The sequence below is a fragment of the Mesorhizobium sp. M0239 genome (assembly GCF_040321815.1).
Lineage (GTDB): Bacteria > Pseudomonadota > Alphaproteobacteria > Rhizobiales > Rhizobiaceae > Mesorhizobium.
In genome coordinates this window covers 146614-170429 of record NZ_JAMYSG010000013.1, presented here as the reverse complement: position 1 = coordinate 170429, position 23816 = coordinate 146614, and the positions used below count along the sequence as shown (strand labels likewise).

The window sequence follows — 23816 nt, the reverse complement described above, 5'->3', positions numbered from 1 at the left end:
TGTTTCGCATAGATTGGCGATTGATCCATATACGCCGCTGCAGTCCTGGATGGTGCCGTGATGAATCGCCCGCTCACCGCCATACTCGCCGACGACCATGCCATCGTGCGCGAGGGGCTGAAGCTGCTCATCTCGGCAATGGACAATGTCTCGGTCGTCGCCGAGGCTGCGGATGGCGAGGCGCTGCTTGGCCAGCTGCGAAGCACGCGCGCCGACCTTTTGATCCTCGACCTCGGCATGCCAGGTGTCGCCGGGATGCAGTTCATCGCCACCATCAGGACCTTGGCGCCACGCCTGCGGATCGTGGTGCTGACGGCCAATATCGAGCCGAGGACGGTGCGCGCCGCGCTCAGTGCCGGCGCCAACGCCTACCTGACCAAGGACGGCGATCCCGAGGAACTTGGCGTCGCCATCGAAGCGGTCAAGAACGGAGGCACCTATCTGGCGAAAACCGTTCGCTTCGCCGTCAGCGATATGGGCAGGGGCAGCGAGCCGATAGCCGCACAGGAAATCCTCTCCCCGGTGCCGCTGACGCGGCGCGAACGGCAGATCCTTCAACTGGTGGCGCAAGGCATGATCACGCGCGACATCGCCGAACGGTTGGGGATCAGCCTGCCGACCGCTCGCAAGCATCGCGAAAACCTGATGGGCAAGCTCAATCTCCACAACACCGCCGAACTAACCGTCTACGCGGTTCGTCTGGGATTGCCCGCCGGCTGACATCACAGCCGCGACGATGGGCAACCCCGCAACGTCCCCTTAACCATCGGCAGATTAGCCAAGCCCGATCACGATCCAAATACGGCATCTGCCGTATGTTTTCGGCCTGACCCCCAGCCTACTCCTCCCACGGCTTGATCACATGGGAGGAGCCGTCATGCCGTCGCTGGATCTTTGGATTCCGTTCGCCCTCGCAACGCTCGCCTTCGCCTGCATGCCAGGGCCGGCGATTCTCTACATGACCGCGCAAACGCTGGCCCATGGCCGTCAGGCGGGATTGATGGCGGCACTGGGTGTTCATCTCGGCTGTTACGTGCACATCCTGGCCGCGGCGGTCGGGCTCGCCGCACTGATGGAACACGCGCCGGTCGCTTTCTCGATGATCCGATTGGCGGGCGCCATATATCTTATTTCGTTGGGCCTTGCCATGTTCCTGGGCTGGAACCGGATGGGCGAGGACGGTGCCAGGCCGGCGCCGAACACATTTCGCGACAGCATGGTCGTCGAGATCCTCAATCCCAAGACGGCACTGTTCTTCCTGACCTTCCTGCCGCAGTTCGTGGACCCGTCAGCCGCCATTGCCGTAGGGTTGCAATTCCTCATCCTCGGCATCGTCGTCAATCTCATCTTCTCGATGGCCGACCTGGCGGCGGTCGGCATCGCCTCGCTCGCCGTTGGCCGGTTCACTGGCGGCGGCGCCGGATGGGTGATCCCCAAGACATGCGGTTCGATCCTCATCGGACTTGGCGTGGCGCTCGTCAGCCATCATATCTGAACCTGCAAATGAAAAGCCGCGGCTGGGGCCATCACCCGAATTCAACACACTCTGGGCCGCGCGCTTACGCGCCGCCGCCTTCCTTCTCAGCCTCCTGCTTCAGCGTCGCAATGAAGCGCTTGGTCCGTTGCTGCTCCGGATTGTTGAACAGCACCGCGGCCGGTCCCTTCTCGACGACGAGACCGGCATCGAGGAACACCACTTCCTGGGCGATCTTGGAGGCGAGGCGCAGATCATGCGTCGCCATCACCATGGTCGTGCCTTCGCTGGCGAGCTTGCCGAGCACGTCGACCACCTCTTGCGCCAGCTCCGGGTCGAGCGCCGAAGTCGGCTCGTCGCAGAGCAGCACTTTCGGTGACGGCGCCAACGCGCGGGCGATCGCCACGCGCTGCTGCTGGCCGCCCGACAAGGTCGCTGGCCAAGCGTCGGCCTTGTGCGCCATCCCCACCTTCTCCAGCAAAGCCAGCGCCCGCTCGCGTGCCCTCTCAGGCGGCCATCTCAGCACCGTCACCAGCCCTTCCATGACATTCTCGATCGCGGTGCGATGCGGAAACAGTTGAAAATTCTGAAACACCATGCCGGTCTGCAGCCGCAGGCGCTGGATATCCCTGGCCGGAACCCTGCCGCCGAGGTGGAATTCGAGCGTCTCGTCGCCGATCCGCACCGTGCCCGAGGTCGGGATTTCCAGGAGGTTGATGCAGCGCAGCAGGGTGCTCTTCCCCCCGCCCGAAGGTCCGACCAGCGCCGTGACGCTGCCTTCGGCAATGGTGACCGTCACGCCCTTCAACACGAGATTGTCGCCGAAGCGCTTTTCGATGTTGCTGAGGCCGATCATGAGCGTGCCTCCAGGAAGCCGCCATAGCGGTTGAGCCGGATCTCCAGCCGCGTCTGCAAGGCCGACAGCACCGAACTCAGCGCCAGATAAAGGATCGCCGCCTCGACATAGAGGATCAGCGGCTCATAGGTGGTGGCGACGATGCGCTGCGCCGCCTGGAACATCTCCGGCACGGTGATGGCGGCGGCCAGCGACGTGTCCTTGACCAGCGAGATGAAGGTGTTGGAGAGCGGCGGCACCGCGACCCGGCCGGCTTGCGGCAGAATGGTGCGCCGCATCGCCTGGCCCCAGGTCATGCCGATCGAATAGGCGGCTTCCCACTGGCCTTTCGGCACCGAGCCTATGGCCGCGCGGATGATTTCCGACGTGTAGGCGCCGATGTTCAAGGTAAAGCCGATCAGCGCCGCCGTGAAGGCGTCGAGCAGGATCCCGACCGACGGCAGGCCGTAGAAGATGAGGAACAGCTGCACCAGGAGCGGCGTACCGCGGAAGATCCAGACATAGAAGCGCACCAGCGCGACCAGCGGCTTGGGGCCGAACAGCCGGGCGAGTGCAGCACCCAGGCCGACCGTCAAGCCGAGAGCAAAGGACAATAGCGTCAGCGGCACGGTGAAGATCAGCGCCGCCCACAGGAGCGAAGGCAGCGACTCCAGCATCAGTTGCAGCCAGTGCGGCACGTAAGACCCTCCAGATTGGTCGAAGCAGCTTGGTCAAAGCAAGAATGCGTCGGCCATATCACGACAAAAGCGGCGGGCCGTCAAAGACGGCTCGCCGCTCGATAGTCTCATGGGCGGCGGACCGGCCCGCCTCCCGGATTACTTCGAAACGTCCTGGCCGAAATAGGTGTCGGAGATCTTCTTGTAGGTGCCGTCGGCCTTGATATCGGCCAGCGCCTTGTTGATAGCGGCGACCAGCTCCGGGTCGCCCTTGCGCACGATGACGCCGGAATAGTCGGCGTTTTCCTCTTGCGCGGCGATCCTCACATTGGCGTCGGGCTTGTGCTTCTTGAAGTCGAGGAACGACAGACTGTCATTGATCGTGGCGTCGGCGCGGCCGGTCAGAAGCAGCTGGATCGACTGGTCGAAGCCATCGGTGCCGACCAGTTCGGCGCCGTTCGTTTCGGCCAGCTTGCCGAAATTCGAGGTCAGCGACTGCGCCGACTTCTTGCCCTTGAGATCGGCGAAGCTCTTGATGTCGGTGTTGTCGCCGCGCACGATCAGCACCGCCTTGGAGGCGATGTAGGGATCGGAGAAGTCGTACTTTGCCTTGCGGGCGTCGGTGATGCCGACCTGATTGATAACGGCATCGTAGCGATTGGCGTCGAGGCCGGCGATCAGTCCATCCCACTTGCCTTCGAGGAACTCGGCCTTGACGCCAAGCTTGTCGGCGATCGCCTTGGCGATTTCGACGTCGAAGCCGACCAGTGCACCGGACGTGTCATGGTAGGTGAACGGCGCATAGGTGCCTTCCGTGCCGACCTTGATGACACCGGCGTGCTTGATCTGGTCGAGATTGGCGCCGGCATGGCCTGCAGTGACAGCCAGGGCCTGCAGCGTTCCGGCGATGATGAGCGACTTGAGCCATTTCATTTTTCTGTGATCCCGTCCTTGGCCGGCTGGCCGGCATATTTGTGAGCGCTGGAAACTGACAGATGCAAGCCGAAAAAATAAGGAACAGAATTTCAAAAACAACCGGTTTATGAAACCTAATTCTCCAAATGGCACTTTCTGCTCGTCATCGCAGCCATCACGAACCGTCCTGGGAATCCTTCAGGCAACACAATCCCGCCGCCACGGTCGCGGAACCTTTCCCGCGCATGGCAGTTCTGGCTGTTGTAGGGCACGACGCCGCCATTTCAACCCGGGCGCCAGCCAAGTTTGCAAAGTCATCCGCACCACCCAGGGAGCGCCTCATGATGGAAGACACGGCAGGACGGATCATGGTCCGCGCGGCAATGAAGGCTCCCTACCTCGAGCGTGACGAAGAGCATCGGCTTGCATTGCTCTGGAAAGAGGACAACGACCAGAACGCGCTGCACAGCATCACCGTCGCCCATATGCGGCTGGTCATTTCCATGGCCTCCAAATTCCGCCATTACGGCCTGCCGCTCGGCGACCTGGTTCAGGAGGGTCATGTCGGACTGCTCGAGGCCGCCGCCCGCTTCGAGCCGGAGCGCGAGGTGCGGTTCTCGACCTATGCGACATGGTGGATTCGCGCCTCGATGCAGGACTATATCCTGCGCAACTGGTCTATCGTGCGTGGTGGCACCAGCTCGGCCCAGAAGGCGCTGTTCTTCAATTTGCGACGCCTGCGCGCGCGGTTGGCGAATGGCACGGAGCCGCTCTCCAACGCCACGCTCTATCGCGAGGTGTCGGAGGCGCTTGGCGTCTCCGAAGCCGATGTGGCGATGATGGATTCGCGGCTCTCGGCGCCCGACTCCTCGCTCAACATGCCTATTGCCGACGATGCGGGTTCGACCGAGCGCATGGATTTCCTGATTTCGGACGATCCGCTGCCCGACGAGATCGTCGGCGACAAGATCGATGTCGCGCGCCGCTCGCTCTGGCTGAGGGAGGCGCTTCGCGCGCTCAACGCACGGGAACTGAGGATCATCGAGGAACGGCGGCTGAACGACGAGGGCGCCACACTCGAAGCGCTCGGCGAAACGCTCGGCATCTCCAAGGAACGCGTCCGCCAGATCGAGGCCCGCGCCATGGAAAAGCTCAAGGTCGCATTGGTGAAGCAGAATCCGGAGTTCATGGCGACTGCCGCCTGAACGGCGGCAGGCGTCCAGCGGCGCCTACTTGTCGGTGACGATCTTGACCTTGTCGCCGGCCGAAACGGCGGCACCCGGCGACAGCGCATTGAGCACGCGGAACAGGTCGAGCTTGCGGTCGACGCCGACCATCTGCGCCGAAAGCGAACCCATCGTCTGCCCAGGCTGGACGGTGACGACGCGGATGTGCAGCGGCTTCAGCGCCGCCTTTTCGGCAGCGCTCAAAATCCGGAACGAGCCGCTGACCGAGCGGGCGATCGTGTCCAGCGACGTGCTGGCGGAAGGGGCCGCGGTCAGCAGCCGGTAGACCTGGCCGCCGGCGCGGATGACCGCAATGTCGAACTGCCAGCCTTCGGCGCCGGCATGCGCGGTCGCCGCCTCATTGCCGTTGATGGTTTCCTGCTTGACGCTGCTGTCGACGAGACCAGCCACCCAGCCGCTGCGGATATAGTCCGTCAGCGCCCGGTTCTTGTCGATGGAAACGCCATCGAAACGGATCGCTATGTCGCCGGGGCCGGTGGCCGTCACCGCTGCCGCCGAATTGTCGATGATGAAGCCGTCCGGCACCGTGAACGACACGCCAAGGCCCGGGTGCAGGAAGGTTTCGCCGCGCACATAGCCTTCCTCGGGTGTGTCGCCATAGAGCAGGCCGTCTATGCCGGCGAGGAAGGAATCGCGGTCGCGCGTGCCGACGCCCGGCGCGCCGAACTGGCGGGCATGGCGCTGCGCCAGATCGATGCGCTGCGGCGTGTTGGGGTGCGTGGCCAGGAAGTCCAGGCTGGCATCGGTGGCGCCGCTGATCGAGCGGAAATCGGTATAGGCCGACATCGATTGAAGGAAGCGGCCTGCGGCGAAAGGATCGTAGCCGGCCTCGCCGATCGATTTGATGCCGATGGCGTCGGCTTCCAGCTCCTGGTTGCGCGAAAATTGCGCCAGCCTCAGCTTGCCACGGATCAACGCCGCCTTGGCGGTCGGGCTGTCGCCGAGCACGTCCGAAACCACCTTGGTGGCCAGGCCTTCCTCGGCCTCCAGTTGCTGGCGCTGCAGGCCGTGATTGGCGGTGACGTGGCCCATCTCATGCGCGATGACGGCGGCAAGCTCGGCCGAATCATTGGCCAGCGCCAGGAGGCCGCGGGTGATGTAGAGATAGCCGCCCGGCAGCGCGAATGCGTTGACGTTGGGCGAATTTAAAATGGTGATGCGATAGGTCTGTGTCGGGTTGGCGGACACCACCGTCAAACTACCGACCACCTTGGCGACCATGCGTTCGAGCTTGGGGTCGGAATATTCACCGCCATAAGTCGCCAGGATGCGCGGGTGCTGCGCCTTGGCCAATTCGGCGAGCTTGTTGTTGGCGCCGACATTGTCCACCGTGATCGGCTTGTCGGAAGGCTGGAAGCCGGATTCCTGAACTTCCGGCGGCGTGAACATCTGGCAGCTTGCCAACGCCACGGCAAAGCCAGCCAGCGCGAGAAAGCGCGCCAGCGGTTTCATTCCCAATGTGTTAGCGCCGATCGCCAGAACGGCTTCCTTTCGGGTCCCGGCGCATGATCACGAAAATCGGGGGCGATCTTCGGAACGTGTCATGCGCTATCTCAAACTGCTGCAGCATCCGTGCCCGTCCCTTACGGCGGCGGCGGATACTGCAGGCAAATCACGGCCTGTGCCGGACCGGTAGGGCGACCTAGCCACACTCCCCCGGTCATGGCAAGCAAACGCCACATCGCCTGGAGCCGGTTTGACCGTAAATTATGTCCGCTTCCGGGCAACATCGCGTGATGTGGAATATCCAGCACCCGCGCCGATATAGCGCCGGAACGCCTCCGGACCAGCCCCGGTAAAGAAATCATCAGCCTTGCCGGTTGCCACCACCAACCCATTGTCGACAAACACCATGTGCTCGCCGATGCGGCGTGCATCCTCGGGCTGGTGGGTGACAAATAGCACCGTCATGACGCGTTCGGCATGAACGGCAGCAACCAGATCCAGCATCTCGTCGCGCAAAGCGGGTCCGAGCGAAGCGAAGGGCTCGTCGAGCAGCAACACCGGTCGGTCGCGCACCAGCACGCGGGCCAGTGCGACGCGCTGGCGTTCGCCCCCGGAGAGCTCGCGCGGCAGGCGTTTCTCCTTGCCCGCGAGACCGGTGCGCGCAAGCGCCTCGGCGACCGCGGCGCGGTCCGCCTCGGTCAGTCCCAGGGAGGGCGAGCGGCCGAGCCCGACATTCTGCTCGACGGAAAGATGCGCGAAGAGATTGTTCTCCTGGAACACCATCGACACCGGCCGCGCCGAGGCCGGCTCGGCGCTGACATCGGCCCCGCCGATCAGCACGCGGCCCGATTGTGGGGTCTCGAAGCCGGCGACCAGATTGAGCAGTGTCGACTTGCCCGAACCGCTCGGACCCATGATGGCGGTGATCTTCGCCGTGGCGAACTCGACGTCGAAGACAAGTGGCGCATCGCCATAGCTGCCATAACTGAACGACACATTGTCTAGCCGCACCGGCGCGCCCTTTTCGAGCCTGTTGGCCGCCCTCTCACGCATCGCGGACCTTCTCCCTTCCCAGCCAGTGCGCCGCCACGATCAACGCGAGACAGACGAAGCCGAGCAGCAGTGCCAGGCCGGCGGCATCCTCGGTGCGGTAGCTGCCCATCCGTGCCAGAAGAAGGTAGGGCAATGTCTGCACGGAATCACTGCCGAACAGGGCAATGACACCGAGATCGCCGAGCGACAGCGCCATGGCGAAAGCGAAGGCCGTGGCGAGCGGTCGCCGCAGCGACGGCCAGTCGACCAGCATCAGCCGGTTCCAGCCCGCAATGCCGAGCTGTGCGCAGAGCCGTTCGTGACGCTCGCTCGCCGCATCATAGGCGGGACGCACGGCGCGCAGGGCGAACGGCATCGCCATCACCGCATTGACGGTGACGACCATGACCGGGGCGATGGCAAAGACATCGCCGGCATGGCGCAGCAACACGAACCAGCCGGCGCCGACGACGATCGGCGGCACGACAAGGACAAAACCGGCGCCTGTATCGGTGGCGCGTTCGAGCAGTGTCTTTGCGCCGGCACGGCGGTTCAGCGCCAGTGCCCGCCGCGCCATGGTCAGCGCCAGCGACAGCATCACCGAAAGCAGCGCCGACAGAAAGGCGAGCGCCGCGCTGGTCAGCGTTGCCTGCCGGACAGTGGCCTCTCTGGCCAAACGGCCGAGGTCCGCACCCAACCCGGCCACCACGGTTGCCGCCATCGGCCCAACGACGAACAGCAGCGCCAGGATGATGACTAGCGCGTTCAACCAGGTCTCGCTCCGATTGACCGAGAGATAGCGGCGTTGCGCGACCGGCAAATTGGTGTCGCCGACCACATTGGCGCCCAGGCGCGTCAGGGTCAGCACAACGATAAAGGTCAAGGCGATCTGCAACAGCGTCAATGTAACGGCCCGGGCGGGATCGAAATCGAAGCGCAGCGCCTGGTAGATGCCGACCTCAAGCGTCGTCGCGGCCGGCCCGCCGCCGAGCGTCAGCACGATGGTGAAGGATGTGATGCAGAGCATGAACACCAGCCCGGCGACGCCGGGCAGTGCGGCGCGCAGCGTTGGCCATTCGATCAGCCGGAACGCCGGCCGCGCCGCCATGCCGAGCTGGCTCGCCAACCGCCATTGGTCGGCCGGTATGGTCTGCAGCGCCTCGAGGAACAGCCGCGTCGCCAGCGGCAGGTTGAAGAAGACATGGGCGACGAGGATGCCGGACAGGCCATAGATGCCCGGCCAGCTTCCCCCGCCGATCACGGCAAGCACGCCGGCGAAATAGCCGGCACGGCCATAAAGCGCCAGGATGCCGAGTGCTGCGACAATAGCCGGCAGCGCCAACGGCACGGCGAAGATCTGCAGGATGAAGGCGCGAGCGAAGAAACGTGGGTGCCGCGACAGAGCGCGCGCCACGAACAGCGCCGGGATGACCGAAAGCAGCGTCGAGAGCGCCGCTTGCCAGAGCGTGAAGCGAATGACGCGAAGCAGATAGGGATCGAAGGTTGCCCAGGCGCCCGAGAAATCATGGGCGCCCTCGAAAAGCAGGCCAGCAAACGCGCCGCCGATCAGCAGCGCGATTGCAGCGAGCGCGAGGGTGCCAGCGGTGATGCGGGGGTCAGACGCGCGTTGCACGCTGGACCACCATTCTTTCCATCGCGGCAATTACAAAGGATTGCGTTCCTTGGCGCCCCCCTCTGTCCTGCCGGACATCTCCCCCTCCAGGGAGGAGATCGGCCGTCACCCATGCTTCCGCTAGTCTCCAACGTTGCCGGACTATAACCAGCAACGACGCTGCCAATCTCCCCCCTTGAGGGGGAGATTGCCGGCAGGCCAGAGGGGGGTGGAGTGGCGCGAACATCAAAAGAACTCGCAAGCCTACTTGCTCATCACCGCCAGCCATTCATCGACCCAAGCCTTGCGGTTGGCAGCGACCTCTTGCGGGCTGAACAGCAAGGTCTTGGTCGGCTTGACCAGTTTGTCGAAGGCCGGATTGAGCGGCTTGTCGGTCTTGCCGGCCGGGAACATCCAGTTGGTCTCGGGGATGGCATCCTGGAATTTCGGCCCGGTCATGAAGGCGATGAACTTGGCCGCCAGCGGGTTCTTGGCCCCCGCCGTGGTGATACCCGCGACTTCTATCTGCAAATACTCGCCCTCCTCGAACGACGCTGCCTGATAGCGCTCTGTCTTCTCGGCGACCATGTGGTAGGCCGGCGACGTCGTGTAGGACAGCACCATCGGCGCCTCGCCCTTGGTGAACAGCCCATAGGCCTCGCTCCAGCCCGGCGTCACGGTCAGCACTTTCGCCTTGAGCTTGGCCCAGGCCTCGGGCGCCTTGTCGCCATAGACTGACTTGACCCACAGAAGCAGACCGAGGCCCGGCGTGGAGGTGCGCGGATCCTGGATGACGATCTTGTCATCGGCACTGCCCTCGACCAGCTCTTTCAGGCTTTTCGGCGGGATCTTCAGCTTCTCGGTGTCGTAGACGACGGCGAAATATCCGTAGTCAAAGGGGACAAAAGTATCGTCGCTCCAGCCACCCGGCACGTTGACATCAGTTACGCCGCCATGCGGCGCGAACAAGCCTGACGCCTTGGCATCGGCGGTGAGATTGGTGTCGAGGCCAAGCACGATATCGGCCTTGGTCGATGCGCCTTCCAATCTGACGCGGTTGAGCAGCGCGACGCCGTCGGCGACCGAGACGAACTCGACATCGCAGCCGCATTCGGCCTCGAACTCCTTCTTCACCACGGGACCCGGACCCCAGTCGGCGGTGAAGCTATCATAGGTGTAGACGGTGAGCTTGTCCTTGGCCAAGGCCGGTCCGGACAAGGCCACGACCGTTGCTGAAACAAGAGCGTATAAAAACGTGCGCATCGGCGCCTCCTTCGTTCGAATTGAAAGGAATTGAGGCGTCGGACTGTCCGAAACGTCTAATCCCTCCGCCGGTACAAACCGGATCAGGTTCAGCGGGTTGGCGAGACTGCCTCTCAGCCGGTCCGCGAAGATCGCGTCCGGCACCCCGTTAGAGCGTTTCGACACATAGGCCGGGCCGATCCCCCATGCAAGTGGGAGTTTGCCGCCTTCCGTTTCCCGTGCCGGGCTGGTAAGGGCCACACGATATGAGCACATTCACCATCCTGCTTGGCGGCGATCTCATCCGCACGCCACGGCTCGACCGCCAGGCCGAAGGCTCCCGCGTCATCGCCGCCGACGCCGGCATCGGGCATGCGCGGCTGCTGGGTCTCGTGCCCGAACTGTGGGTGGGCGATTTCGATTCCGTGCCAGCCGAGCTGCCTGACGATCTCGCTTCCGTGCCGCGCCGGACCTTCCCGGCGGAAAAGGACCAGACCGATGGCGAACTGGCCATTGCCGCCGCACTCGAGCGCGGCGCGACCCGCCTGGTGCTCGCAGGTGCTTTCGGCGGCAAGCGCGCCGACCACGCTTTCCTGCATCTGGCGCTTGCCCTGCGGCTGGCCGAGGCCGGGACTGATGTGCTCCTGACCAGCGGCGCCCAGGAAGGCATCCCGCTGCTGCGCGGAACGGCCGGCTTCGACTATGCCGATGGCACGCTGTTTTCGGTGCTCGGCTTTTCCGAGCTCGCCGGCCTGACCGTCACCGGCGCCAAATGGCCGCTGAACCACGTCAAGGTGGTGTTCGGTTCGTCGCTGACCATCTCCAACGAGGTCAAGTCCGACAAGACCGGGGGCCGCCTCGAAATCGCGCTCGGCCATGGCCGCGCGATGCTGCTCGCTCATCCCTATCCCTTACCTGAAAGCTGACATGGCCCCGCCTCTTCTCAACCTCGACGGGATAAAACTGACCTTCGGCGGCACGCCGCTGCTCGACGGCGCCGCCTTGACGGCTTCGGCCGGCGACAAGATCGCACTGGTCGGCCGCAACGGGTCGGGCAAGTCGACCCTGCTGAAGATCGCCGCTGGCCTGATCGAGCCGCAGGATGGCGAGGTGTTCCGCCAGCCTTCGGCGACCGTCCGCTATCTGCCGCAGATGCCCGACATGGAAGGTTTTGCCACCGTCCGCGCCTATGTCGAGGCCGGGCTTGGCCCCGCCGACGATCCCTACCGCGCCAGCTATCTGATGGAGCATCTCGGACTGTCGGGCGAGGAGCGGCCCAACGATCTGTCGGGCGGCGAGGCGAGGCGCGCTGCCCTTGCCCGCGTCATGGCGCCGGAGCCAGACATCCTGCTGCTCGATGAGCCGACCAACCATCTCGACCTCTCGGTCATCGAATGGCTGGAAGAAGAACTCATCCGCACCTCCTCGGCACTGATCGTCATCTCGCACGACCGCCGCTTTCTCGAACGTGTGTCGCGCGCCACCATCTGGCTCGATCGCGGCCAGACCCGCAGGCTGGACAAGGGCTTTGGCCATTTCGAGGAATGGCGCGACCTGGTCCTGGAGGAAGAAGAGCGCGAGCAGCATAAACTCGGCCGCCAGATCGTTCGCGAAGAGCATTGGCTGCGCTACGGCGTGACGGCGCGGCGCAAGCGAAACATGCGCCGGCTCGGCGAGTTGCAGACCATGCGCCAGCGTTTTCGCGGCCATCGGGGTGCCGAAGGGTCGGCGACCATGGTGGCGAGCGACGCCGCCGAGTCCGGCAAGCTGGTGATCGAGGCGAAGAACATCGAGAAGAGCTTTGGCGATCTCACCGTGGTCAAGGGGTTTTCGACCCGCATCCAGCGCGGCGATCGCGTCGGCCTGGTCGGGCCGAACGGCGCCGGCAAGACGACGCTCTTGAAGATGCTGACCGGCGAGATGAAGCCGGACGCCGGTTCGGTGCGGCTCGGCACCAATCTGGAGATCGCCACGCTCGACCAGAAGCGCGAGGCGGTCGACCCGCAGGAGACGCTGGCGCAATATCTCACCGACGGGCGCGGCGAGAACCTCGTCCTCAATGGCGAGCAGCGCCACGTCGTCTCCTACATGAAGGATTTCCTGTTCAAGCCGGAGCAGGCACGCACCCCGGTGCGCGAGTTGTCCGGCGGAGAACGGGCACGGCTCTTGCTGGCGCGGGTGCTGGCGCGGCCGGCAAACCTTCTGGTGCTCGACGAGCCGACCAACGATCTCGATATGGAGACGCTGGAACTGCTGCAGGAACTGGTCGCCGGCTTTGCCGGCACCGTCATCCTGGTCAGCCACGACCGCGATTTCCTCGACCGCACCGTGACCAGCCTGATCGCGCCGGATGGTGAAGGCCGCTGGATCGAATATGCCGGCGGCTACTCCGACATGCTGGCGCAGCGCGGCGGCACCAGGCTGGACGACCGCAAGGCGCGTGCGAAGGCCGAAAACGGCGAAGCGCCAGTGACGACCAGAAGTGAAGCGGCCGCGCCAAAGGGGCCGGCGAAGAAACTGTCGTTCAAACAGAAATTCGCGCTGGAATCGCTGCCCAAGAAAATCGAGGCTGTGACGGCTTCGATCTCAAGGCTGGAGAACAACATCGCCGATCCGGCCTATTACGAGCGCGACCCGGCCTCCTTCCAGAAAACCATCGCCGCCCTCGACAAGGAGCGCGCCACGCTGGCGGCGCTGGAGGAAGAGTGGCTGGAACTGGAGATGCTGCGCGAGGAGATGGAAGGGTAAGGGATTGTGTGTGAACTTTTATGCGCCTACATTATGCGCATAAAAGAGAGCGATTTCCATGCTTCAATCGACGTCAAAACCTCAACGGCAATCCGTCAACACGTCCATCGATTCCCAGTTGATCAGCGACGCGAAAGCGTTGGGCATCAACATTTCCCGTGCCGCCGAGGCGGGGATCGCGAAAGCGATTGCGGCGGAAAAGACGCGTCGATGGCAAGAGGAAAACAAAGAAGCCATTGAAAGCTCCAATGAATATGTCAGGCGCAACGGACTGCCATTAGCCAAATACCGGCTGTTTTGATGGCACGTTACGATCTTTATCGGAATGCTGAAGGCGGCGGCTATTTTCTCGATGTTCAGTCCGACCTTCTTGAAGGACTGAGCACAAGAGTCGTCATTCCGTTGATGCCGCCCAACATAGCACCGGTTCCGGGCCGCCGACTAAATCCGACCTTCGCTATCGATGGCAAAGATCATGTAATGGTCACGCAGTTCATGTCAGCCTTGATGGCCTCTGAATTGCCGGATGCCGAGGGAAATCTCTCCCGGCACCACGACGACATCGTCGCCGCGCTCGATATGTTGTTCCAGGGCTTCTGAGTCAACGAGGCTTCGGGCCGGCTTCCTTCTCAGCCCGCCGTCTTCGCCTGCCAGGCCTTGATTGCCTCGTCGAACACCTTCTCGCCGGGAATGCCCTTTTCCATGGTCAGCAGTGCCCGCCGTCCGGTCTTGTAGACGACCGGTACGTCGATCCAGTCCTGGCCGCGAAGCAGGGTCATGTTGGCGTCTTCGTCGGCCTTGGTATCGTTGAGCGCGACGAGGAAGAAGCCGTCGGCGATCTTGGCCGGAATGCCGATCAACGGGCTGCCGGCATCCTGCTCCGAACCCTTCATGGCGACGCGCAGGATGTTGTCGACACCGCCGCCCTCGAAACCGTCGGGCGTCAGGAAGATCATCTCGATGATATGGCTGGCCGGCAGTGTCTGGTCGGTGTTGCGGCGGATGGTCATGCGCAACTGGATGTCCTTGCCGGGAATGGTGGCCTCGGCGCGGATCGCCGGCTCCGGCGGCAGGTCGCCACCGGGCGATTCCTGCACCAGCGACCAGACGATGTTGCCGGGCTCGGCGGAACCCTGGGCAGTGCTGGTACGCTCCTCATAGAAGATCGCCTTCTGGCCGACAGGCAGAGCGGCTTCCGCAGGCGCAGCTGCCGTGGCGGGCGGCGCGGCGCCGGCCGGTGCGGTCGGCGTGCCGGCAGCATCGGCTGGCGCTGCCGGGGCAGCTCCGTTGGCAGGCGGTGTTGCGGGGGCGGCACCTGTAGCGGGGGGCGCTGCCGCGGCAGGTGTGCCTGCGGCCGGAGCGGAAATCGCCGGTGGGTTCGTCGCCGAGGGCGGCGTGGTCAGCGCGGCGACCGATTCGCCTTCGCCGATGCCGCTTTGGCCACCGGCCGGACCCGGGTCGACTTCACTGCCCTGCGGCGTCAGCCGCTGCGTGAATTTCGTGCTTTCGGCTTCCGTGCCGCCAGCCGCGGGCGCCGGAGGCGTTGCCGCGGCATCGGTTGCCGGCTTGGCAGGCGCTGGTTTCACCGGCTCGGTCTTGGCGACCTGATTGCCGCCAAACCCAAGCATTTTGCCGAAGGCATCCTTGTTCAGCCAGATTCCGTAGCCGCCGCCGGCTACGACCAGAAGAGCGACGACGGCCGCGATCAGCCCACCATAGCTGCGCTTGCGCTCGGCGGGACGCAGGCGCTGGAAGGTATCCGACACCGGCTCTTCGTCGCTGGAAAAGACATCGGCCTCGTCCTCCTCCTCGTCGGCATCCATACCTGGAAGAGGCGTGTCGGCGCGAGCCAGCTGGGAAGGCGCCGGCGTCGCCCTTTGCCAGCTCGGCTCGACCTTGGCGGCAGGTGGTGGCGCGGGCTGATAAGATTCAGGCTTTGCAGCGGGCGGTGCCGGCCAGGCTGATTCGGCCTTGGCCGGCTGCCGTGTATGGGTTGGCTGATTCTTGTTGCGATCGATCGACGAAAAGATGTGTTCCAGCTCCGCCAGCGGATCGGTCTCCGGCAGGCTCTTGGCATAGTCCCGCTCGACACTCGCGATCGCGTCTTCCAGCGAACGCATCTGCGTGGCTATGGCTTCGGCGGCCGGCGGCGGCGAATATTCCTCAAGCTTCTTCGCCAGCATGGTGCGAACGCTGGCATAGATGCGCGTACGCTTTTCCGGCGTCTCGTCACCATGCTTGCCGAGCGCCTTTTTCAGAATAGCAACGTAATCTGCCATGCTTCAGTCGACCTGTATTTTGTTTCCGCGCCGGCCCCCGCAAATCGGCCGCGATGCCCGGAAAGGCTTCAGAAACTAGTCTTGAAACGGATCGGTCACAAGTATCGTGTCGTCCCGTTCGGGGCTGGTGGAAAGGAGTGCGACCGGGGCGCCGATCAGCTCTTCGATGTAGCGGACGTATTTGACGGCCTGGGCCGGCAGATCGTTCCAGCTGCGCGCGCCGGCAGTGGTGCCTTTCCAGCCCTCGAGCGTCTCGTAGACCGGCTCGACACGTGCCTGCGCGCCCTGGCTGGCCGGCAGATAATCGATCATCTCGCCGTCGAGACGATAACCTGTGCAGACCTTGATCTCGTCCAGCCCGTCGAGCACGTCGAGCTTGGTCAGCGCGATGCCCTTGATGCCGTTGACAGCGACGGCCTGGCGTACCAGCACCGCGTCGAACCAGCCGCAGCGGCGCTTGCGGCCGGTGACGACGCCGAATTCATGGCCGCGCGTGCCGAGGAATTCGCCGACCTCGTTCTTCTGCTCGGTCGGGAAAGGACCCTCGCCGACGCGTGTCGTATAGGCTTTGGTGATGCCGAGCACATAGCCGATGGCGCCTGGGCCGACGCCGGAGCCGGCGGCAGCCTGTCCGGCAACGGTGTTCGACGAGGTCACGAATGGATAGGTGCCGTGGTCTATGTCAAGCAGCGTGCCCTGCGCGCCCTCGAATAGGATACGCTCGCCAGCCCGGCGCTTGTCGTCGAGGATTTTCCAGACCCGGTCCATATAGGGCAGGATGTCGTCGGCGACCGAGGTCAGTTCCTGCATGATCGCGTCATGCGTGACTTCCGCATGGCCAAGCCCCCGACGCAGCGCATTGTGGTGCGTCAGCAGCCTGTCAACCTTCACGGGCAGTGTTTCCAAATCCGCCAAGTCCATCACCCTGACCGCGCGCCGGCCCACCTTGTCCTCGTAGGCGGGGCCGATGCCACGACGGGTCGTGCCAATCTTCGTCCCGGAATTGGATGCGGCGTCCTCACGGAATCCGTCCAGCTCCCGATGCAGGGACAGGATAAGCGCTGTGTTTTCGGCTATTTTCAGGCGATCCGGTGCGACTTCGACACCTTGCGCCTTGAGCTTGGCCACCTCGGCGACGAAAGCATGCGGGTCGAACACGACGCCATTGCCGATGATAGACAGCTTGCCCTGGCGCACGACGCCCGACGGAAGCAACGACAGCTTGTAGACCTTGCCGTCGACGACCAGCGTATGGCCGGCATTGTGGCCGCCCTGGAAACGCACCACGACATCGGCCCGCTCCGACAGCCAGTCGACGATCTTGCCCTTGCCTTCGTCACCCCACTGCGAGCCGACGACCACCACATTGGCCATGTTTCTTTTCCCTTGAGACGCCGCCAAGCGGCTTGAATATGGTTCGAAACGACAGGCCTCTATAACGTCAAGACCTCGCGAGCGCGACCTTTCTTTGCCGTCGAAAATGCCCTGAGGCACAACAATTTTCGGCTTTGACATCATTTACTTGGGCGAGCGAGGGCAATAGGCCGGCAAACACCGCAGCTCCGGCGACTGGAATCCCGCGATGCATCGAAGCGCCTACATATTCCTGCTGCTCACCACCTTGCTCTGGGGCGGAAATTCGGTGGCCGGCAAGCTGGCGGTCGATCACGTCTCGCCGATGACGCTGGTCTTCCTGCGCTGGGTTCTGGCCGTGGCGATCATGCTGCCCATCGGCTGGAAGACCATCCAGAAGGACTGGCCGGTCGTCCGCAAGCACTGGTTCGTGCTGGTCGCCCTCGGCGCCAGCGGCTTCACCCTGTTCAACACCATCTTCTACACGGCGCTCAACTACACGACAGCGATCAATGTCTCGATCGAACAGGCGGCGATGCCGACCCTGATCATGACTGCCAATTTCGTCTTCTTCCGCCTGCGCGTGAACTGGGCGCAGATTGTCGGCGTCGTGCTGACCATCGCCGGCGTGATCCTCACCGCCTGCCATGGCGATCCGCGCCGGCTGTTGACGCTGGAACTCAATTTCGGCGATGCCATCATGCTGGTCGCCGTGTTTCTCTACAGCGGCTATTCGGTCGGACTGCGGTTGAAACCGGTGATGCATTGGCAAAGCCTGATGCTGGCCCTGTCGGTTGCGGCACTCGTCACTTCGCTGCCGTTCTTCCTGTGGGAGGTCGTCGCCGGCAAGGTCATCATGCCCGACGCGCGCGGCTGGACCGTCATCGTCTATACGGCGATCGGCGCCTCCGTCGTTTCGCAGATCTTCTACATCAGAGGCAACGAACTGATCGGCGCCAACCGCGCCGGCCTGTTCATCAATCTGGTGCCGATCTTCGGCACGCTGCTGTCGGTGCTGATCGTCGGCGAGACGTTCCACCTCTATCAGGTACTGGCTTTGGTGCTCGTGCTGGGCGGCATCGGGCTTGCCGAATACAGCGGGCGCAAGATGGCGTTGGCGGACCACCGCGGATGACATGTGGCGGCTGACGCCCTCCGCCGTCGCGGCAATTCACGCGAACGGCCTGGACTTCGCCAATGGCCGCGGAACGGCGGCATAAACCCTGCCGCGTCCCCACTTGGAACATTTCACCTCCAGCGGAGTTTGAACGGCAGGGAGGCGACATGATGAGCCACAACCCTCGCAGCACGGCAAGCATCGCTGGTCACCCTATCCATCCCATGCTGATTCCGTTTCCGATTGCTTTTTTCGTCGGCACCTTCGTTTGCGATCTTATCTTCTGGCGAACAGCCGATCCCGGATGGGTCACCGGATCGCTCTGGCTTCTCGGCGCCGGCCTGATCATGGCTGCCCTGGCTGCGCTTGCTGGCCTGACGGATGTTCTCGGCGATGTTCAGATCCGCAATCTCACGACGGCATGGCTCCATGCCGGCGGCAATGTACTCGTCGTGTTGATCGAGCTTTACAACTGGTACTTGCGGTATACCGGCGGAGCGGCGGCCGTGATGCCAACCGGCTTCGTCCTATCGCTGATCGTGGTTCTCATCCTGCTGTTTACGGGCTGGAAGGGTTGGGAACTGGTCTACCGACATCGGGTGGCTGTCTCCGATGGCTCGGACGAGTTGACCTGAACCGGCCGCCGCGGCGGCCGGCATCAACGAGGGCGACCCCTGTCCTCGATCACATCGCGTTGACGTCGAACTGCAGCCGCTTGGCCGAGTCGATCGACTTATGCGCCTTGACCTTTTCCAGCACGGCTTCCGGGAACGGCGCGTCGAGATAGAGCAGCGCTATGGCATCGCCGCCCGGCCGGTTGCGGCCGAGCTGGAAGTTGGCGATGTTGACGCCATTCTCGCCGCAGACAGTGCCGAGCAGCCCGATAATGCCCGGCGCGTCGGCATTGGTGGTGTAGAGCATGTGCTGGCCGACCTCGGCATCGAGATTGATGCCCTTGATCTGGATGAAGCGTGGCTTGCCATCCGAGAAGCATGTGCCGGCGATCGAGCGCGTCATGTGCTCGGTCTTCACCGTCAGCTTGATATAGCCGTCGAAGACGCCCGACTTGTCGCGCTTGACCTCGGCGACGATGATACCGCGCTCCTTCACCATGATCGGCGCCGACACCATGTTGACGTCGGAGACCTGAGGCCGGATCAGTCCGGCGAGTGCGGCGCTGATCAGCGCGCGCGTGTTCATCGTCGCGGTGGAGCCGTCGAACAGGATCTCCACCTCCTTGATCGGATCCTCGGTGACCTGGCCGACGAAGGCGCCGAGCACCTCGGCAAGCTTGACGAACGGCTTCAGCCGCGGCGCCTCCTCGGCGGTGATCGACGGCATGTTGATGGCGTTGGAGACGGCGCCCTTGATCAGATAGTCGGCCATCTGTTCGGCAACCTGCAACGCGACATTCTCCTGGGCCTCCGTCGTCGAGGCGCCGAGATGCGGCGTCGCCACCACATTCTCCATGCCGAACAGTTCGTTGTTCTCGGCGGGTTCGACCTCGAAGACGTCGACGCCGGCGCCGGCCACCTTGCCGCTCTTCAGCGCCGCGATCAGGTCGGCCTCGACGATCAGACCGCCGCGTGCGCAATTGATGATGCGCACGCCCTTCTTCATCTTGGCGATCGCCGCGGCATCGATGATGTTGCGCGTCTTGTCGGTCAGCGGCGTGTGCAGGGTGATGAAATCGGCGCGGGCGAACAGTTCGTCGAGTTCGACCTTGTCGACGCCAAGCTCCTCGGCACGGCTGTCCGACAGGAACGGATCGAAGGCGATGACGTGCATCTTGAGGCCAACGCCGCGTGTCGCGACGATCGAACCGATGTTGCCGCAGCCGATGACGCCCAGCGTCTTGCCGGTGATCTCAACGCCCATGAAGCGGTTCTTTTCCCATTTGCCGGCATGGGTCGAGGCGTTGGCTTCAGGGATCTGGCGCGCCAGCGCAAAGATCATCGCCACCGCATGTTCGGCTGTGGTGATCGAGTTGCCGAAGGGCGTGTTCATCACGATGATGCCCTTGCGGCTTGCCGCCGGGATATCGACATTGTCGACGCCGATGCCGGCGCGGCCGATGACTTTGAGATTGGTAGCGGCGTTGATCAGCTTTTCGGTGACCTTGGTCGCCGAGCGGATGGCGAGGCCATCATACTGGCCGATCACTTCGGCGAGCTTTTCCTTGTCCTTGCCGAGATCGGGCAGATAGTCGACCTCGACGCCACGATCCTTGAATATCTGCACGGCGGTGGGGGAGAGTTTGTCTGAGACGAGAACGCGGGGCGCCATGGCGACCTCCTTGAAATGGATTTGATCCTGATGGGAATGGGCGGCCCGGAGGCCGCCGCGAATGATCTCAGGCCGCCGCTTTGAGCGACGCCTTCTGTGCGGCGAAGGCCCAGTCGAGCCAGGGCAGCAGCGCTTCCAGATCCGACGTCTCGACCGTCGCGCCGCACCAGATGCGCAGGCCGGGCGGTGCGTCGCGATAGGCACCGATATCGTAGGCGACGCCTTCCTTGTCGAGCACCGACACCAGCCCCTTGGCGAAAGCCGCCTGCCCGTCGGCGTCGAGCTCGGACACGTCCGGATCGGTGAAGGACAGGCAGACGGACGTGTTCGACCGTGTCGCCGGCTGGACGGCGAGATGACCGAGCCAGGAGGATTTGCCGACAAAGCGATCGAGGACGGCCGCATTGGCATCCGCCCTGGCGATCAGCGCGTCGAGGCCGCCGGTCGACTTCGCCCAGTTGAGCGCATCGAGGTAATCCTCGACGCACAGCATCGAGGGGGTGTTGATGGTCTCGCCCTTGAAGATGCCTTCGATCAGCTTGCCGCCCGAAGTCAGGCGGAAGATTTTCGGCAGCGGCCATGAAGGCTTGTAGGTCTCCAGCCGCTCGACGGCACGAGGCGACAGGATCAGCATGCCGTGAGCGCCCTCGCCGCCCAGCACCTTCTGCCAGGAGAACGTGACGACATCGAGCTTTTCGAAGTCGAGCCTCTGCGCGAATGCGGCGGAAGTCGCATCGCAGACGGTCAGGCCCTTGCGGTCCGCGGGAATGAAATCGCCGTTCGGCACGCGCACGCCCGACGTGGTGCCGTTCCAGGTGAAGACCACATCGCGGTCGAAATCGATCCTGGTAAGATCAGGCAGTTCGCCGTAGCCGGCTTCGATCTTGCGCACATCGGCGAGCTTCAATTGCTTGATCACGTCGGTGACCCAGCCGGAGCCAAAGCTCTCCCAGGCGACCATGTCGACGCCGCGCTCGCCGAGCAGCGACCACAGCGCCATCTCGACCGCACCGGTGTCCGACGCCGGCACAATGCCGATGCGATAACCCGCCGGGACCTGGAGAATCTCCCGCGTCAGCTCGATCGCCTGTTCGAGCTTGGTCTTGCCGATCTTGGCGCGGTGGGAACGGCCGAGCGCGGCATTGTTCAGCGCCTCGACCGACCAGCCGGGACGTTTTGCACAGGGACCTGAGGAAAAATTGGGGTTTGCCGGACGGAGTCCGGGCTTCGTATGCGTCGTCATCGTGGTCTATCCTTCCAGATAGTGGCCCCTCGTTGGGGAGGGGTGGCCCACGGACGGCGATATGCGTTCAGGCTTCGGGCGTCAAGAGGAAAGTTTTTGTCGCTGCCGGGATACCGGCGATCCCTGATCGGGATGTCGTGACTTCAAACGCAAACGGCGGACCCCGAAGATCCGCCGTCCTGAACCTCGTGCTCGCCGCGCCTACCAGAGATCGTAGCGCAGCCCGAGCTTGACCTGATGGTTGCTGATACCTTTTTTGACCGGATAGGAGGTCAGGCTCTCAGCCGTCACATATTCAGCGTCCGGGGCGGAGAAATACTGATAGCCCAGGTCGACGGAAACGTTCTTCGATACCTGATAGGCGAGGCCCGCATTCAGCGTGTAGGCCAGCGAGTACTGGGTCTTGCTGTCACTTACGGCGAAATCGTCCGTGTCGTCGCCATTGTCGGTGAAATAGCTTGCCGACAGGCTGCGCTTGCTGCGGACGACCCCGATACCGGCGCCGAGATAGGGTGTGATGCCGACATAGGTGCCAAGATCGACATAGCCGTTGAGTATGCCCGACAAGGCGTAGTTCTTCAGGGATGCCGACGCCACGGTCGGCTCTGCCGCAGTCGCTGAATCGTCATAGCCGACGCCGATCTCGTTGCCAGGCAGATAGCCGAGATTGAGGTCGGCGCGCAGATAGTCGTTGAAATGGTAGCCGAAGCCGATGCTGGCAAAGATCGGATCTTCTTTGTCGCTGAAGCTTGCAGGTGGCGAAGGTGTGAAGGCGAAATCCTCATTTTTGAAGCTCTTCTGCGCCAGATAGGAGACGTCGCCGCGCAGGTACCAGCCGGAACCGACCTCGACCGGGACATAGTCGGGCGCCTGGTCGACATAGATCGGCGGGTCATAATCGGCCGCGTGCACCGGCGTCAGCGGCAGGAGGGCTAGTGCACCGAGCGCCAGCGCCATACGCGATGTAAGTTTCATGGTCCCCGACTCCCGAATTTGGCGCAGCCCGCAATCGCAGCGGCAGCCATCGTTTCAAGGAGCATTGTTAACCATAGTGGTTAAGTGCCGGTTAAGGCTAACAGAGCGTTAGCGGATTCATTTCCGCTGTTGATTCTAGGCGGCCAAACGAAAAACCGCCCGGCTTGAGGCCGGACGGTCGAAGAATTCAAGTGATGAAGAATTCAAGTGATGTAGATGGCGTTACTTGGTGTAGATCGGCTCGGGTTCGGGCTGGTAGGCGACGACCGGCGCGGCGCAACCGTTGCTGCCGCCGAACTGATAGCGCAGGCCACCGCGCACTTCGTGGGTATTGAAGCCGTGATCGAAGCCCGGCCCCGCGCTGCTCGTATCAAATTCGAACATGCGGCCGCCCTGGATATGGGAGAAGCGGTAGCCGGCGTCGAGGATGACCTTGTCGGTCAGGCAGTACGAGGCGCCGGCCATGACCGCGTAAGCGAAGCGCCAGTTGGATGATCCGGGATTGGTCTCAGTGGTGTTCGGGTCATAGACGGTATCCCACTTGACCCGGGCACCGCCGATACCGGCGCCGACATAGGGCGTGATGCCGTGCCAGGTGCCGATATCGACATAGGCATTGGCGAGCAGCAGCAGGGCGCTCATCTTCGACACTTCGGTCGAGGTCGTGGTGGCATCCGAGGTGCCGCCGTTGAAGTTCGATTTGAACCAGTAGTCGGCGGTCAGATCGGTCCGGAAGTGGTCGTTGATCTTGTAGCCGATGCCGGCGCCGAGCGAGAAGCCGCCCTTGAGCTTGCCGTAGTCGAAGGACTTGCTGCCGGCGACTCCGACAGGAGGTCCGCAAGGGCAAGGCTCGGCTCCGTAAGTGATGTAGTCAATGTCACCTACCTTCGACTTATGATAGCCGATATCGCCACGGATATACCAGCCGCCGACCTCGACCGGCTGTTCGTAGACGGCCTGAGGCGGAGCCTCTTCAACCATCGGTTCCGGCAGGTCGGCTGCGAACAACGGTCCTGCCAGGCCCGCGAACAGTAAGGCGAGCAGGGCCTTTCGTGCTGTCTTGAACATGCTTGTCACCCCTGAGAAGCTCGGAACGGCGAACCCGCCCGAAATGCGATTGGCTTTCAGTCGTGGATAATGAATTGCAAAGGTTAAAAGGCGTTTAACCCTGTTGCTTAACCACGAATCTCGAAACTCTAGGGATTGGCGCGAGATTTACGGACACCGAAAAAAGTGGCGGCTGACAAGAAAAAGCCCGCCGAGGGGCGGGCCTTGGACCGGTTAAGGGAGCGCGGCGCGCCTGGTTGTCCGATCCACGTCCTGCTGGACGCGCTG

General features: G+C 63.3%; 22 protein-coding genes and 1 riboswitch. Of the genes, 9 read left to right on the top strand and 13 right to left on the bottom strand.

Translation table 11 applies throughout. From position 1 onward, the window contains the following. Nucleotides 1-60 precede the first annotated feature (60 nt). Nucleotides 61-720, top strand: coding sequence for a response regulator (locus NKI99_RS16070; protein WP_352440949.1), 660 nt, complete (start codon nucleotides 61-63; stop codon nucleotides 718-720). A 157-nt stretch (nucleotides 721-877) separates the two neighbouring features. Continuing rightward, nucleotides 878-1495, top strand: coding sequence for a LysE family translocator (locus tag NKI99_RS16065; RefSeq protein ID WP_352611411.1), 618 nt, complete (start codon nucleotides 878-880; stop codon nucleotides 1493-1495). A 64-nt stretch (nucleotides 1496-1559) separates the two neighbouring features. On the opposite strand, the gene NKI99_RS16060 is transcribed toward NKI99_RS16065, so the two are convergent. From NKI99_RS16060 to NKI99_RS16050, 3 genes are all read right to left on the bottom strand, one after another. Then, nucleotides 1560-2330 carry an amino acid ABC transporter ATP-binding protein gene (locus tag NKI99_RS16060; RefSeq protein WP_352611410.1) on the bottom strand — a complete coding sequence of 257 codons (771 nt, stop codon included), beginning with the start codon at nucleotides 2328-2330 and terminating at the stop codon, nucleotides 1560-1562. Beyond that, a complete protein-coding gene (locus NKI99_RS16055) occupies nucleotides 2327-3007 on the bottom strand; it encodes an amino acid ABC transporter permease (RefSeq protein WP_031213968.1) in 681 nt (226 codons plus the stop codon). The genes NKI99_RS16060 and NKI99_RS16055 overlap by 4 nt, the downstream gene beginning before the upstream one ends. A 138-nt stretch (nucleotides 3008-3145) precedes the next feature. After that, on the bottom strand, nucleotides 3146-3919 hold the full coding sequence (locus NKI99_RS16050; RefSeq protein WP_128305517.1) for an amino acid ABC transporter substrate-binding protein: 774 nt from the start codon (nucleotides 3917-3919) through the stop codon (nucleotides 3146-3148). A gap of 323 nt (nucleotides 3920-4242) precedes the next feature. On the opposite strand from NKI99_RS16050, the gene NKI99_RS16045 reads away from it, so the two are divergent. After that, nucleotides 4243-5106, top strand: coding sequence for an RNA polymerase factor sigma-32 (locus tag NKI99_RS16045; RefSeq protein WP_023814301.1), 864 nt, complete (start codon nucleotides 4243-4245; stop codon nucleotides 5104-5106). 24 nt (nucleotides 5107-5130) lie between these two features. Here the strand turns inward: NKI99_RS16045 and NKI99_RS16040 are convergent, their stop codons facing one another. The 4 genes from NKI99_RS16040 to thiB form a co-directional block, all read right to left on the bottom strand. Beyond that, nucleotides 5131-6600, bottom strand: a complete 1470-nt coding sequence (locus tag NKI99_RS16040) for a M48 family metalloprotease (protein ID WP_127267258.1) — start codon at nucleotides 6598-6600, stop codon at nucleotides 5131-5133. Between the two features lie 255 nt (nucleotides 6601-6855). Beyond that, nucleotides 6856-7647 (bottom strand): thiamine ABC transporter ATP-binding protein, encoded by a 792-nt coding sequence (gene thiQ, locus NKI99_RS16035; protein WP_352611409.1) that lies wholly within the window; start codon nucleotides 7645-7647, stop codon nucleotides 6856-6858. Further along, the gene (gene thiP, locus NKI99_RS16030; RefSeq protein ID WP_352611408.1) at nucleotides 7640-9259 is read right to left on the bottom strand and encodes a thiamine/thiamine pyrophosphate ABC transporter permease; all 1620 of its coding nucleotides are present in this window, start codon (nucleotides 9257-9259) and stop codon (nucleotides 7640-7642) included. Before thiP ends, thiQ begins: the two co-directional genes overlap by 8 nt. 243 nt (nucleotides 9260-9502) lie before the next feature. Then, complete coding sequence (gene thiB, locus NKI99_RS16025) at nucleotides 9503-10501, bottom strand: thiamine ABC transporter substrate binding subunit (protein ID WP_352611407.1); 999 nt, start codon at nucleotides 10499-10501, stop codon at nucleotides 9503-9505. Between the two features lie 43 nt (nucleotides 10502-10544). After that, nucleotides 10545-10659, bottom strand: a riboswitch (TPP riboswitch). 87 nt (nucleotides 10660-10746) lie between these two features. On the opposite strand from thiB, the gene NKI99_RS16020 reads away from it, so the two are divergent. From NKI99_RS16020 to NKI99_RS16005, 4 genes are read left to right on the top strand one after another with little or no spacing between them, the layout of a single operon-like run. Then, nucleotides 10747-11406: a thiamine diphosphokinase gene (locus tag NKI99_RS16020; RefSeq protein WP_352611406.1), complete on the top strand. Its 660-nt coding sequence runs from the start codon at nucleotides 10747-10749 to the stop codon at nucleotides 11404-11406. A gap of 1 nt (nucleotide 11407) precedes the next feature. Beyond that, a complete protein-coding gene (locus NKI99_RS16015; protein ID WP_352611405.1) occupies nucleotides 11408-13228 on the top strand; it encodes an ABC-F family ATP-binding cassette domain-containing protein in 1821 nt (606 codons plus the stop codon). 58 nt (nucleotides 13229-13286) lie between these two features. Next, entirely contained in the window at nucleotides 13287-13529 is a 243-nt protein-coding gene (locus NKI99_RS16010) for a type II toxin-antitoxin system CcdA family antitoxin (RefSeq protein ID WP_128305512.1), read from the top strand. Further along, entirely contained in the window at nucleotides 13529-13828 is a 300-nt protein-coding gene (locus NKI99_RS16005) for a CcdB family protein (RefSeq protein WP_127297430.1), read from the top strand. The genes NKI99_RS16010 and NKI99_RS16005 overlap by 1 nt, the downstream gene beginning before the upstream one ends. Nucleotides 13829-13857: 29 nt before the next feature. Here the strand turns inward: NKI99_RS16005 and NKI99_RS16000 are convergent, their stop codons facing one another. Further along, on the bottom strand, nucleotides 13858-15507 hold the full coding sequence (locus NKI99_RS16000; protein WP_128305511.1) for a hypothetical protein: 1650 nt from the start codon (nucleotides 15505-15507) through the stop codon (nucleotides 13858-13860). Nucleotides 15508-15582: 75 nt separating this feature from the next. Beyond that, a complete protein-coding gene (locus NKI99_RS15995; RefSeq protein WP_127267133.1) occupies nucleotides 15583-16881 on the bottom strand; it encodes an adenylosuccinate synthase in 1299 nt (432 codons plus the stop codon). Between the two features lie 208 nt (nucleotides 16882-17089). On the opposite strand from NKI99_RS15995, the gene NKI99_RS15990 reads away from it, so the two are divergent. Then, nucleotides 17090-17995, top strand: coding sequence for a DMT family transporter (locus NKI99_RS15990; RefSeq protein WP_352611404.1), 906 nt, complete (start codon nucleotides 17090-17092; stop codon nucleotides 17993-17995). 152 nt (nucleotides 17996-18147) lie between these two features. Further along, nucleotides 18148-18612 (top strand): DUF2231 domain-containing protein, encoded by a 465-nt coding sequence (locus tag NKI99_RS15985; protein WP_352611423.1) that lies wholly within the window; start codon nucleotides 18148-18150, stop codon nucleotides 18610-18612. 49 nt (nucleotides 18613-18661) lie between these two features. On the opposite strand, the gene serA is transcribed toward NKI99_RS15985, so the two are convergent. The 4 genes from serA to NKI99_RS15965 form a co-directional block, all read right to left on the bottom strand. Continuing rightward, nucleotides 18662-20263, bottom strand: a complete 1602-nt coding sequence (gene serA / locus NKI99_RS15980) for a phosphoglycerate dehydrogenase (RefSeq protein WP_023811867.1) — start codon at nucleotides 20261-20263, stop codon at nucleotides 18662-18664. A gap of 67 nt (nucleotides 20264-20330) precedes the next feature. Beyond that, complete coding sequence (locus NKI99_RS15975) at nucleotides 20331-21506, bottom strand: phosphoserine transaminase (RefSeq protein WP_023811866.1); 1176 nt, start codon at nucleotides 21504-21506, stop codon at nucleotides 20331-20333. Nucleotides 21507-21707: 201 nt separating this feature from the next. Further along, a complete protein-coding gene (locus tag NKI99_RS15970) occupies nucleotides 21708-22481 on the bottom strand; it encodes an outer membrane protein (RefSeq protein WP_023811865.1) in 774 nt (257 codons plus the stop codon). A 222-nt stretch (nucleotides 22482-22703) separates the two neighbouring features. Continuing rightward, nucleotides 22704-23549: an outer membrane protein gene (locus tag NKI99_RS15965; protein ID WP_128305508.1), complete on the bottom strand. Its 846-nt coding sequence runs from the start codon at nucleotides 23547-23549 to the stop codon at nucleotides 22704-22706. Nucleotides 23550-23816 lie beyond the last annotated feature (267 nt).